We start from the raw sequence: 13,785 nt of genomic DNA on the forward strand, positions 1-13,785 counted from the left end.
AAAAAAGCATACTCAAAAAATTCTACTTGGTAGGTGCTTTTATGACGCTTTTTTTGATGGCTATTGTATTACGTATATTTAATATTCAATACAAAGAAGGTGAGAAGTATAGAAAACTTTCTACAGAATTAACTATCAAGCAAGATACTATATACGCTAATAAAGGAAATGTTTATGCATCTGATGGGAATTTGTTAGCAACATCAATGTCTAAGTTTACCATTAGAATGGATGTTATGGCAGCAGTAATTAACGGAATTTTCGAAAAAAATGTAGCTGCTTTGTCAAGAGAATTGTCTAAAATGTTTGGCAAGTCGCAACAATACTATCAAAATAAACTAAGAAGGGCTAAGAATAAGAGAAATAGGTATCTGCTTATTGCAAGAAATGTAGGTTACGTAGATTATTTAAAAATAAAGCAATTTCCAATCTTTAAAGAAGGTGTGTATAAAGGAGGGTTCATTGCAATTCAAAAAACGGTTCGTGCACATCCTATTGGTAAAATAGCAGAACGAACTATTGGTTATGATGATTATAGGGGTGAAGCTGGTATAGAGGGTGCTTTTGCAGAATTTATGCAAGGCGAAAACGGTTTGCGATGGAAACAAAAGATTGCAAAAAACCAATGGAAACCTATTAATGATATCAACGAAAAAGAACCTGTAGATGGACATGATATCATTACAACTATAGATGTAAATATTCAAGACATCACACATCATGCATTGTTGGGAAGTTTAGAGTATTTTGAAGCAGATCATGGTTGCGCTGTGGTTATGGAGACTGCAACAGGAGAGGTAAAAGCAATTTCTAATTTAGGAAGAACTTCTAAAGGTACGTATTATGAAAAGAGAAATTATGCGGTTTGGGAGAGTCATGAGCCTGGTTCTACATTCAAGCTAGCCAGCTTAATGATCGCTTTAGATGATAAAAAAATAGATACATCTACCATTGTTGATACGGAGAAAGGACGAATTTTTATACATAAAAAGAAAGTAGAAGACTCTAGAAGAGGTGGCTATGGTAAAATTTCTGCGGCAAGGGTTTTTGAGGTGTCATCCAACGTAGGTATTGTAAAACTCATAAGAAAACATTATGACAATCAACCAGAAAAATTTATTTCTAAGTTAGAATCGTATGGTTTTACAAAGCCAATCGGTTTTCAAATTAAAGGAGAAGGAAAGCCATACGTGCCAAATCCTAAAGATAAAAGTTGGAGTAAAATTTCTTTAGAATGGATGTCTTGGGGTTATGGGGTTTCTGTTACACCAATGCAAACACTAATGTTTTACAATGCTGTAGCAAATAATGGAATTATGGTAAAGCCAAGATTTATAAAAGAGTTGAGACGAGAAAATAAAACTGAAAAAATCTTTGAAACAGAAGTTGTAAACCCTCAAATAGCCTCAGACGAAACGTTGAGAAAAATTAGAAAAGTGATGGAAAATGTGGTTGTTAAAGGAACAGCAGATAATATTTACTCTCCAAACTTTTCTATGGCAGGAAAAACGGGTACTGCCAAAAAAGTTGTAAACGGTATTTATTCTACTAAACATTATGTGGCTTCATTTGCAGGTTTTTTTCCAGCTGAAAACCCTAAATACTCTTGTATTGTTGTGGTTCATGACCCTAAAAAAGAAAAAGGATATTACGGTGCTACAGTTGCAGCGCCTGTATTTAAAGAAATTGCTCAAAAAATATACACCACAACCCCTATAGATAAACAATCTGTAGATGATAAAGTGGAGTTTGCTGTCTTAGAAAATCGATATAAAGAGTTTGATGAAATTATTCAAAAGACGTACAATAAAATTCCAGATGTAGTGGGTATGTCTGCAATGGATGCGTTGTCTTTGTTAGAAAATATAGGGCTAAAGGTAAAACTTTATGGAGTAGGAAAAGTGAAGTCTCAATCACTTAAAAAAGGAGAGCAACTCATTAAAGGAAAAACAATTATTTTAAAACTTTCGTAAGCTGAAAAATTTAAAAGACATATTGTATCAAGTTGGCATTCAACAAGTGTTTGGAGTAACAAATATAGCTGTTAATTCTGTAGTTTTTGATTCTAGAAAAGTAGCTAAGAACGATGTTTTTGTTGCTCAAAAAGGGGTAACTGTAGATGGTCATTTATATATTGATAAAGCAATTGGTTTGGGTGCTATAGCTATTGTTTGTGAAGATTTCCCAAAAGACAAAAAAACAGGTGTTACCTATATACAGGTGTCAGATGCAAATGTTGCATTGGCAGTTTTGGCATCAAATTTTTATGACAACCCTTCTTCTAAATTACCATTGATTGGGGTGACAGGAACCAATGGTAAAACAACCGTTACATCACTGTTGTATCAATTATTTAAAAAAGCAGGATATAAAGTTGGCTTATTGTCTACGGTAAAAATTTTGGTTGACCAAGAAGAGTTTAAAGCAACACATACCACACCAGATTCACTAACAATAAACAGATACCTAGATAAAATGGTAGAGGCTGGTGTAGATTATTGTTTTATGGAGGTTAGTTCACATGGTATTCATCAAAAAAGAACAGGTGGTTTAACATTTACTGGTGGAATATTTACCAACCTTACTCACGATCATTTGGATTATCATAAAACATTTGCTGAATATAGAAATGTTAAAAAATATTTTTTTGACAATTTACCAAAATCCGCTTTTGCGTTAACTAATATTGATGATAAAAACGGCGATTTTATGTTGCAAAACACAAGAGCTAAAAAATATAGCTATGCCGCAAAAACAATAGCAGATTACAAAGTTAAAATTTTAGAAAAACAATTTTCAGGAAGCTTATTAAAGTTGAATGATATTGAGGTTTGGACAAAATTAATAGGCGGTTTTAATGCCTATAATTTACTTGCAATATACGCAACAGCAGAATTGTTAGGTTTAGAAAAATTAGAAATCCTTAGAATTATAAGTCAGTTAGAAAATGTAAGTGGTCGTTTTGAGTATGTGGTTTCAAATGATAATATTACGGCTATCGTAGATTATGCACATACACCAGATGCTTTAAAAAATGTGTTGGAAACCATCAATTCTATACGAACTGGTAACGAAAAATTAATCACAGTTGTGGGTTGCGGAGGAGATAGAGATAAAACCAAAAGGGCTAAAATGGCAAATATTGCTTCCCAATTAAGTAATCAAGCCATTTTTACCTCAGATAATCCAAGAACTGAAAACCCGCAAGCCATTATTGACGAAATGGAAAATGGGGTGCCTGCTGAAAACTATAAAAAAACAATATCCATTTTAGATAGAAGACAAGCAATAAAAACGGCTTGTAAATTTTCTGAAAGCGGAGATATTATTCTAATTGCTGGAAAAGGACATGAAAATTATCAAGAAGTAAATGGGGTGCGTTTTCATTTTGATGATTTAGAAGAAGTAACTCATTGTTTCAATCAACTAAAAAACACCTAAAATGCTGTATTATTTATTCGAATATCTAGAAAGTCAATTTAGTTTCCCAGGAGCTAGTGTATTTCAATTTATCACGTTTAGGGCAGCTGCAGCATTTGTTCTATCAATACTGATTTCTGCTATCTATGGTAAAAGAATAATCAATTTTTTAAGAAAACAACAAGTAGGAGAAACTGTTCGTGATTTAGGTTTAGAGGGTCAAAAACAAAAAACAGGTACACCAACAATGGGTGGAATAATAATTATTCTAGCAACCTTAATTCCTGTTATACTGCTTACTAAATTAGATAATATTTACATAATACTGTTAATTATTACAACAGTTTGGATGGGGTTAATTGGGTTTTTAGATGATTATATAAAAGTATTTAAAAAAGACAAAGAAGGTTTAAAGGGTAAATTTAAGGTTTTAGGGCAAGTGGGGTTAGGTGTAATTGTTGGGTCTTTATTGTATTTTAATGAAGGTGTAACTATAAAAGAGCAACTTCCTGCAGAACAGCAGATTTTTCAGGAAAATGGACGAAAAAAAGTTTTTGGAGAAGCTCATAAATCTACCAAAACAACAGTTCCTTTTTTTAAAAATAACGAGTTAGAATACGCAAAAGTACTAAGTTTTTTAGGTGATGGATATGAAAAGTATGGATGGATTGTTTTCATTTTTATAACGGTATTTATTGTAACAGGTATCTCAAATGGTGCCAATTTAACAGACGGTATAGATGGTTTGGCAGCAGGGTCTTCAGCTATAATGGTAGTCACATTGGCTGTTTTTGCGTGGGTGTCTGGTAATATCATATTTGCAGATTATTTAGATGTAATGTACATACCAGATTCAGGAGAAATGACGGTTTTTATTCTTGCTTTTGCGGGGGCTTTAATAGGTTTTTTATGGTATAACACATACCCAGCTCAAGTGTTTATGGGAGATACAGGAAGTTTAACTATTGGCGGTATTATTGCTGTAATAGCTATTGCTATTCGTAAAGAGTTGTTATTGCCTATTCTAGCAGGAATTTTTGTGGTAGAAAATTTATCGGTAATTCTTCAGGTTTCTTGGTTTAAATACACAAAAAAGAAATTTGGAGAAGGAAGACGAATTTTTAAGATGTCGCCCTTACATCATCATTATCAGAAATTAAGTTATCATGAAAGTAAAATTGTAGTTCGTTTTTGGATTGTCGGTATTTTACTAGCGGTAGTTTCTATAGCAACATTGAAATTGAGGTAAATGAAACGATTGGTAATTCTTGGAGGAGGAGAAAGCGGTGTAGGTACAGCCATTTTGGGTAAACAAAAAGGTTATGAAGTTTTTGTGTCTGATAAAGGAGAAATAGCATCAAACTATAAAAAAGTTCTTATACATAATGAAATAGATTTTGAGGAAAAACAACACACAGAAAGCAAAATCATAAACGCAGATGTGGTCATGAAAAGTCCTGGTATTCCAGAGAAAGTTCCTTTAGTTGTTATGTTAAAAAGATTAGCTATACCTGTAATTTCAGAAATAGAATTTGCTGCAAAGTATACAGATGCTACACTTATAACAATTACAGGCTCTAACGGAAAAACAACTACAACACTGCTAACGCATCATATTTTAAAAAATGCAGGGTTAAATGTTGGTATTGCAGGTAATATAGGGGTAAGTTTTGCGCAACAAGTTGCTGAACAAACCTATAAAAACTATGTTTTAGAGATAAGTAGTTTTCAGTTAGATGGTATTAAAGAGTTTAACAGCCATATTGCAATTTTAACCAATATTACACCAGACCATTTAGATAGATATGAATATGATTTTAACAAATATGTAGCTTCAAAATTTAACATTACTAAAAATCAAAAACCAACCGATTATTTAATTTATGATGCAGATGATGAAGTAATTAATACTTGGTTACAAACAAATAAAACAACAGCAAAATTAGTTCCTTTTTCAATTGAAAAAGAATTGAAATTTGGAGCTTACGTAAAAGACAACAATATAATAATCAACATAAACAAAGAAAAAATAATTATGCCACTATCCACCTTATCAGTAAAAGGAAAACACAATACAAAAAATGCTATGGCAGCTACAATGGCTGCGCAATTATTAAAAGTTCGAAAAGAATCTATCAAAGAAAGTTTGTCAAGTTTTGAAGGTGCAGAACACCGTCTTGAAAATGTTGTAAAATTAAGAGATGTTCAATACATAAACGATTCTAAAGCTACCAATGTTAATGCAACTTTTTATGCTTTAGAATGTATGGATAGGCCAACTGTTTGGATAGTAGGAGGTGTAGATAAAGGAAATGATTATAATGATTTGCTAGCTTTAGTAAGAGAGAAGGTAAAAGCAATTGTGTGTTTGGGTACAGATAATGACAAAATAAAAAACACATTTGGTAATGTGGTAGATATTATAGTTGAAACAGCAGGAGCAGAAGAGGCTGTAAAAGTATCTCATAAACTAGCAGAAAAAGGAGATGCTGTTCTGTTATCACCTGCGTGTGCAAGTTTTGATTTGTTCGAGAATTATGAGGATAGAGGACGTCAGTTCAAAAAAGCAGTAAGAAATTTATAGTATATTATGATTTCTGCTTAGGTAAGATATAATCATTAAAAAGAAATATATTAATATAATTCCTGTTTTCACAGGAATGACAAAAAAGAAATGAAAACCATATTTCAACATATAAAAGGAGATAAAACTATTTGGGCAATAGTGGCTATTTTGGCAATATTCTCGTTTATGCCAGTGTATAGCGCAAGCACAAACCTGGTGTATGTTGTGGGATTTGGTTCTACTTTTGGCCATTTGATTAAGCATATTGTCTTACTGTTTTTTGGTTTTTTAATAATCTATGGTGTACATAAAATTCCGTATAGATATTTCTCTGGCGGATCAGTTATAATGCTTCCTGTAGTTATTATTTTATTGATATTTACTTTGGCACAAGGAACAACAATAGGAGGCGCAAATGCAAGTAGATGGATTAGGATAGGTGGTATTGGTTTTCAACCTTCTACATTAGCTAGTTTGGTTTTAATGGCTTATGTGGCTAGGTATTTGGCAAAAAATAAGGAAAAAGAAATTAATTTTAAAGAAAGTATGTGGCAATTGTGGTTGCCTGTATCAATGGTTTTGTTATTAATTTTGCCAGCAAACTTTTCTACAGCAGCTATCATTTTTATGATGATTTTGGTTGTTGCTTTTTTAGGAGGATATCCGTTGAAGTACTTAGGTTTTATTTTAGGATCTGGCATAGTGGCATTGTCTATCTTTATTTTAATTGCTAAAGCTTTTCCAGATGCAATGCCTAATAGGGTACAAACTTGGGAAAATAGAATTTCTAGATTTTTTCCTTCAAAAGAAGAAGAGAGCCAAAAAAAAGGAACGCAGCATAATATAAAAAGAACTGAAAATTATCAGGTAGAAAAAGCAAAAATAGCTATTGCTACTGGTGGAGTTTTAGGGCTTGGTCCAGGAAAAAGTATACAAAAAAACTTCTTATATGCATCAGAGTCTGATTTTATTTTTGCCATTATAGTTGAAGAATATGGTTTGGTTGGTGGCTTTTTAATTGTCTCTATTTACTTTATTTTACTATTTAGAATTTTTGTGGTCGTAAAAAAAACAACTACAATTTTTGGAACATTGTTGGTGCTTGGTTTAGGAATTCCAATTATTGCTCAAGCAACTATAAATATGGCAGTTGCAACTAATTTGTTTCCTGTGACGGGGCAGACATTACCGTTAATTAGTAGTGGAGGAACGTCCATTTGGATGACCTGTGTAGCACTTGGAATTATTTTGAGCGTTAGTACATCTAAACAAGAAACAGAAGAAGATATTTTAGATGATAACCCTTTAGACATATTGCATGAAACAATCGATTAACATACTAATTTCTGGAGGTGGAACAGGGGGGCATATTTACCCTGCTATCGCCATTGCAAACGAATTGAAATTGCGTTTCCCTGATGCCAATTTTTTATTTGTTGGTGCAAAAGATAAAATGGAGATGGAAAAAGTGCCTCAAGCAGGTTATGAAATTAAAGGATTGTGGATTTCAGGAATTCAACGAAAAGCAATTATAGATAATTTTTCATTTCCTTTTAAAATGATAAATAGTTTGTCTAAAGCAGCAAAAATAATTAGACAATTTAAACCAGACGTTGCTATAGGTACTGGAGGTTTTGCAAGTGGACCAACATTAATTATGGCAAATAGAAAAGGAATTCCCACTCTAATTCAAGAACAAAATTCTTATCCAGGAATAACCAATAAATTACTTGGAAAAAGAGCGCATAAAATCTGTGTGGCTTATGATCATTTAGAACGTTTTTTTCCGGCCAACAAAATTGTAAAAACAGGAAACCCTGTTCGTCAAGACTTGTTGTCTATTCACTCTAAAACAGAAGAAGGCAAGTTGTTCTTTGATTTAGGAAGAGATACAAAAACATTGTTGATTTTAGGGGGTAGTTTAGGAGCTAAAGCAATAAACCAGTTGATAGAAAAAAATTTAGAATTTTTTAAAAAACAAGATGTACAGATAATTTGGCAGTGCGGAAAATCGTATTATCAAGAGTATAAAAAATATAATGATTTAGAACATGTGCAAGTTCACGAATTTTTAAATAGAATGGATTTGGCTTATGCCGCTGCAGATATTATTGTTTCTAGGTCTGGTGCAAGTTCTGTTTCTGAATTATGTATAGTTGGTAAACCAGTAATCTTTATCCCTTCACCTAACGTGGCAGAAGATCATCAAACTAAAAATGCCAAAGCAATAGCAGATCAGCATGGGGCATTACTGTTAAAAGAAAGTGAGTTAGGTACCTTTCCAATTGTATTTGAAACTTTACTAAAAGATAAAGGAAAACAAGAGCACCTTTCAGAAAATATACACGAATTGGCGCTACCAGGAGCAACAACTGATATTGTAAACGAAATCGAAAAGCTATTAAAAAATTGAAATTAAACAGCATACATACTATTTATTTTTTAGGCATTGGAGGTATAGGAATGAGTGCAATTGCTCGTTATTTTATAGCGAATGGAAAACAGGTTTCGGGTTATGATAAAACAGCTTCTCCTATAACCAAAGATTTAGAAAAATTGGGGGTGGTAGTTCATTTTGATGAAGCCTTAGCTAGTATTCCTATATCATATTTAAATAATAAAAAAACACTGGTTGTGTACACACCTGCTATTTCAAAAGAAAATACGGCGTTGACATATTTTATAGACAACAATTTTACCGTGCTAAAAAGAGCTGACATTCTTGGAGAAATTACCAAAACAACGTTTTGTTTGGCAGTTGCAGGTACACACGGTAAAACTACCACGTCATCTATTTTAGGCCATATAATGGTTCAAGAAAAGGCTACTTCATTTTTAGGAGGAATAGCAGAGAATTACAATTCTAATCTAATTTTGGGAGAAGATAAAGTTAGCGTTGTAGAGGCTGATGAATTTGATCGTTCGTTTTTAAAACTAAATCCAGATATAGCATGTGTAACGTCTATGGATGACGATCATTTGGATATTTACGGAGAACCAGAAGCCCTTAAAGAGTCTTTTATAGCTTTTGCAAACAAGGTTTCTAATACGCTAGTTGTAGCTAAAGGGTTGCCGCTTAAAGGGCTTACTTATGCTGTTGAAGAAGCAGCGGATTATGAAGCTTTTAATGTTAAAATAGAAAAAGGAAAATATGTTTTTGATGTAAAAACACCAACATCACAAATACAAAATATTCAATTTCATTTGCCAGGTAAGCATAATGTAATGAATGCTTTGGCTGCCTTAGCTATGGCAGATGTTTATGGTGTTTCTTTAGAAAAGATAAAAAATAGTTTAGCTACTTTTAAAGGTGTAATGCGTCGTTTTTCATATAAAATTAAAACAGATGATTTTGTTTTGATAGACGATTATGCACATCATCCAACAGAAATTAATGCCGTAGAAAATGCTGTGAGAGAAATGTATCCTAATAAAAAGGTTATGGTAGTTTTTCAACCACATTTGTTTTCTAGAACACAAGATTTTATTGATGATTTTGCTACTGCTTTATCAAAGTTTGATGAGGTAGTTTTATTAGATATTTACCCAGCTAGAGAACAACCGATAAAAGGTGTGAGTTCTAACTGGTTGTTACAGAGGATGGATCATCAACATAAAAAATTAAGTCAAAAAGAAAATATTGTAAAAGATATTAAGAACTCTAGAGCAGAAGTAGTTGTAATGTTAGGAGCAGGAGATATAGGAGTGTTGATTAATGAGGTTACTCAAGAACTTTTAAAAACAAAGGTAAATGAAGTTTAAAAAGACCTTAAAATACATAACATTCCTTTTGATGATAATAGGTTTGACGTTTTTGTATAGTTTTTCGGTAAAGCGAAATGCAGCAAAAAAAATTGAGAAAATAGTAGTGGAATTTGAAGCAGGAGTCAACAATTTTTTAACGCATGAGATGGTTAATAAATTGTTAATACAAAATGATACAACCTTGAAAAACCAAGCAAAAACTGTAATAGATTTATATAGTTTAGAGAACAACGTGCTTAAAAATCCATATGTAGAAAATGCATCTGTTTTTTTAACCATAGATGGTACACTAAAATCAATAATAAAACAACGTACACCTATTGCAAGAATTATGAGTAATAATTCTTCGTATTATATTGATAAAGAAGGGGTAAAGGTGCCTTTGTCAGATTTGCATTCTGCAAGAGTATTGTTGATTACAGGAGTAAATATGAGTGAAGATATTAAAGAGATATTACCATTGTTAGCTATCATTTTAGAAGATAATTTTCTAAAAAAAGAAGTAGTGGGTATTCATAAAAAGGAAGGAGAAGAGTATCAATTTTCCGTTAGAAGTGGAGATTATAAAATTGATTTTGGAACGTTGGCAGAAATTGAAGTAAAATTTAAAAAATTAAAAGCGTTTTATAACAAAGCATTTTTAGACAAAACGATAGAAAATTATAAAACGATTAATGTAAAATATCACAACCAAGTTGTGTGCACAAAATAAATCAAAATGGAAAATAACAAAATAGCTGTTGGTTTAGATATTGGTACCACCAAAATTGTTGCAATGATTGGTCGTAAAAACGAATACGATAAAATAGAGGTTGTTGGTATTGGTAAAGCAAAAAGTTTAGGGGTAAAGAGAGGAGTTGTAAGTAACATTACACAAACCATACAATCTATTCAACAAGCAGTAGATGAGGCAGAAAGTGTATCTGGTATTAAAATAGAAGAAGTTGTAGTAGGTATTGCAGGACAACACATTAGAAGTTTACACCATAGTGATTACATTACTAGAAATAATGCAGATGAAGTTATTGAAGACTCAGATATAGACGATTTGGTAAACCAAGTTCATAAATTGGTAATGCTACCAGGAGAAGAAATTATTCATGTATTACCACAAGAGTTTAAAGTAGATTCTCAGGCAGATATTAAAGAACCTATAGGAATGTACGGAGGGCGTTTGGAGGCTAACTTTCATGTAGTGGTCGGTCAAGTCTCTTCTATCAGAAATATTGGACGTTGCGTAAAAAGTGCAGGTTTAGGTTTAAATGAAATTACATTAGAGCCCTTGGCATCTGCATCTGCAGTACTAAGTCAAGAAGAAAAAGAAGCTGGAGTAGCATTGATAGATATAGGAGGAGGTACAACAGACTTGGCAATTTTTAAAGACGGCATTATTAGACATACGGCGGTAATTCCTTTTGGAGGAAATGTAATTACAGATGATATTAAAGAAGGATGCTCTATTATAGAAAAGCAAGCAGAATTGTTGAAAATTAAATTTGGTTCTGCGTGGCCAGGAGAAAATAAAGAAACAGAAATTGTTTCTATTCCTGGATTAAGAGGTAGAGAGCCCAAAGAAATTACTTTAAAAAATTTATCAAAAATTATACATGCAAGAGTTCAAGAAATTATAGAACATGTGTATTTAGAAATAAAAAATTACGGACATGAAACTGCAAAAGGAAAGTTAATTGCAGGTATCGTGTTAACAGGAGGAGGCTCTCAATTAAAGCATCTAAGACAATTAGTAGAATACATTACAGGTATGGATGCAAGAATTGGTTTTCCTAATGAACATTTGGCTGGCGATTCTGATGAGACACTGTCTAGCCCCTCTTACGCAACAGCTGTAGGTTTGTTAATGGAAGGTTTAGAAAGGTATACTAAAGATGAAATAGAAGAAGAGGTAGTGGAGGCCGAAGAAACATCAGAAAACATAGAAGAAGAGTCTATAGAAGAAACACCTGTAGTAGAAGAAAAACCAAAACGAAAAAAGAAATCGTTTTTTGAAAAGTTTACAGAAGGTCTTAAAGACTTTTTAGACAACGCAGAATAAGAAAAATAAAAAAATATATAACAATCATTAAAAAAGATAAACGTTATTATGAGCGCAGAATTTGATAACATTTTATTTGATATGCCAAAAACACAATCTAATACTATTAAAGTAATTGGTGTTGGAGGTGGAGGTAGTAATGCTGTAAATCACATGTTTAAACAGCATATTAAGGGCGTAGATTTTGTAATCTGTAATACAGATGCACAAGCTTTAGAAAACAGTCCTATTCCAAACAAAATTCAACTAGGAGCAAACTTGACTTCTGGATTAGGTGCAGGTGCAAATCCAGAAATTGGAGCACAAGCGGCCAAAGAAAGTATGCAAGAAATTCAGCAGATGTTAAATACCCAAACTAAAATGGTATTTATTACAGCTGGTATGGGAGGAGGTACAGGTACAGGAGCAGCCCCAATTATAGCAAAAATAGCTAAAGATATGGATATTCTTACCGTAGGAATTGTAACCATGCCTTTTGCATTTGAAGGAAGAATGCGCTCTAAACAAGCTCAACTAGGAATCGACCAACTGCGCCAAAATGTAGATTCTTTAATTGTAATTAACAATAATAAATTACGAGAAGTTTATGGTAACCTTGGGTTTAAAGCCGGTTTTTCTAAAGCTGATGAAGTTTTGTCTACTGCGTCTAAAGGTATTGCAGAAGTTATTACGCATCACTATAAGCAAAACATTGACTTGCATGATGCAAAAACTGTTTTATCTAATAGCGGAACAGCCATTATGGGGTCTGCAAGAGAAGAAGGTCAAAATAGAGCAAAAAATGCAATTGTAAAGGCTTTAGATTCTCCTTTATTAAATGACAATAAGATTACAGGAGCAAAAAACGTATTGTTGCTAATCGTATCTGGAACCAATGAAGTTACTTTAGATGAAATTGGAGAAATTAATGATTTTATACAAGATGAAGCTGGTTATGATGCTAACATCATTATGGGTATAGGAGAAGATGAGGAATTGGGTGATGCAATTGCTGTAACAGTGGTGGCTACTGGTTTTGCTGCAGATCAACAAAGTACAATAACTAATACAGAGGTAAAGAAAATAGTACACACTTTAGAAGACGAGCAAAAAGCTACATACAATTTTGGTGAGCAAAAAGTTACAAAATCGCCCGCTTTAGATCAGCCATTAACAATTCAAAAAGAAGAAAAAATTGTACACACTTTAGAAGATATAACAGAAGATGTTAAACCAAAAACAACTGAAGCAATAGAAGACTTAAGTGTAATTTTTGATGAAGTAGTGGTCGAGAATGTTTCTGAGGATGACTTTGTCATTACAGATATGACACCTGAAAAAGTAGAGGAAGTTCAAGAAGAACAAACTCACGTTCAAGCAGATTTGATGTTTGATTTACCATTACATTCAGAAAATGAAGTAAAAGAGAACGAAGTTCGTTATAATTTATCAGACAAAGAAGATTTAAATAATATAGAAGTTCATCAACCAGAAGAAATTACTTTAGAGACCAAAGAGATAGAAACTCGTTATGTTTTAGAAGATTTTGATGCTAAACCTACTATAGGTAAAAGCTCTAGTATCTCAGCACAAAAAAAAGATATAGAAGATGAGATTCAATTTGAACTAAAAAGTACAGTAAGAGATACAGAAACACAAGACGTTGATACTTATAAAAGTGATGAGGTTTCGCCTTTGGATTTAACGATTAGTGAATTGCAAAAAAGAGCAGAAGAGCGTCGTAAAAAAATGAAGGGATTCAACTACAAGTTTAATGATCAGCTTAACAAAAATATTGATGAGATTGAGCGCCAACCAGCATATAAACGTTTGGGTGTAGACCTAGAAGCTAATGCAGCAATAAGTAAAGCTAAAACATCCATTCAAAAAGACACTGATGATTTGGGGCTAAAATCAAACAATTCATTTTTGCATGATAATGTAGATTAATAAAAAAAGTAGTAAAAGTATAAAAAAGCCACATCAATTTTGATGTGGCTTT

10 protein-coding genes are annotated in these 13,785 nt (G+C 32.6%); all 10 read left to right on the forward strand.

Translation table 11 applies throughout. The features are described from left to right. Nucleotides 1-41: 41 nt before the first annotated feature. The 10 genes from DUT90_RS03875 to ftsZ all read left to right on the forward strand — a co-directional run bounded on the left by DUT90_RS03875 (nt 42) and on the right by ftsZ (nt 13,733). A complete protein-coding gene (locus tag DUT90_RS03875; protein WP_114425657.1) occupies nt 42-1,973 on the forward strand; it encodes a penicillin-binding protein in 1,932 nt (643 codons plus the stop codon). Nucleotide 1,974: 1 nt separating this feature from the next. After that, nucleotides 1,975-3,441, forward strand: coding sequence for a UDP-N-acetylmuramoyl-L-alanyl-D-glutamate--2,6-diaminopimelate ligase (locus tag DUT90_RS03880; protein ID WP_114425543.1), 1,467 nt, complete (start codon nt 1,975-1,977; stop codon nt 3,439-3,441). Between the two features lies 1 nt (nt 3,442). Next, nucleotides 3,443-4,669 (forward strand): phospho-N-acetylmuramoyl-pentapeptide-transferase, encoded by a 1,227-nt coding sequence (mraY, locus tag DUT90_RS03885; protein WP_114425545.1) that lies wholly within the window; start codon nt 3,443-3,445, stop codon nt 4,667-4,669. Next, complete coding sequence (gene murD / locus DUT90_RS03890; RefSeq protein WP_114425546.1) at nt 4,670-6,004, forward strand: UDP-N-acetylmuramoyl-L-alanine--D-glutamate ligase; 1,335 nt, start codon at nt 4,670-4,672, stop codon at nt 6,002-6,004. Between the two features lie 90 nt (nt 6,005-6,094). Continuing rightward, nucleotides 6,095-7,321: an FtsW/RodA/SpoVE family cell cycle protein gene (locus DUT90_RS03895; protein WP_114425548.1), complete on the forward strand. Its 1,227-nt coding sequence runs from the start codon at nt 6,095-6,097 to the stop codon at nt 7,319-7,321. After that, entirely contained in the window at nt 7,305-8,399 is a 1,095-nt protein-coding gene (murG, locus tag DUT90_RS03900; RefSeq protein ID WP_114425550.1) for an undecaprenyldiphospho-muramoylpentapeptide beta-N-acetylglucosaminyltransferase, read from the forward strand. Before DUT90_RS03895 ends, murG begins: the two co-directional genes overlap by 17 nt. Next, on the forward strand, nt 8,396-9,748 hold the full coding sequence (gene murC / locus DUT90_RS03905) for a UDP-N-acetylmuramate--L-alanine ligase (protein ID WP_114425552.1): 1,353 nt from the start codon (nt 8,396-8,398) through the stop codon (nt 9,746-9,748). Before murG ends, murC begins: the two co-directional genes overlap by 4 nt. After that, nucleotides 9,738-10,463: a cell division protein FtsQ/DivIB gene (locus DUT90_RS03910; protein ID WP_114425553.1), complete on the forward strand. Its 726-nt coding sequence runs from the start codon at nt 9,738-9,740 to the stop codon at nt 10,461-10,463. Before murC ends, DUT90_RS03910 begins: the two co-directional genes overlap by 11 nt. Nucleotides 10,464-10,469: 6 nt before the next feature. Next, a complete protein-coding gene (gene ftsA / locus DUT90_RS03915; protein WP_114425555.1) occupies nt 10,470-11,804 on the forward strand; it encodes a cell division protein FtsA in 1,335 nt (444 codons plus the stop codon). Nucleotides 11,805-11,852: 48 nt separating this feature from the next. Next, nucleotides 11,853-13,733, forward strand: coding sequence for a cell division protein FtsZ (gene ftsZ / locus DUT90_RS03920; RefSeq protein ID WP_114425557.1), 1,881 nt, complete (start codon nt 11,853-11,855; stop codon nt 13,731-13,733). Nucleotides 13,734-13,785: the final 52 nt, after the last annotated feature.

It is taken from the genome of Polaribacter sp. WD7 (assembly GCF_003335085.1).
Lineage (GTDB): Bacteria > Bacteroidota > Bacteroidia > Flavobacteriales > Flavobacteriaceae > Polaribacter.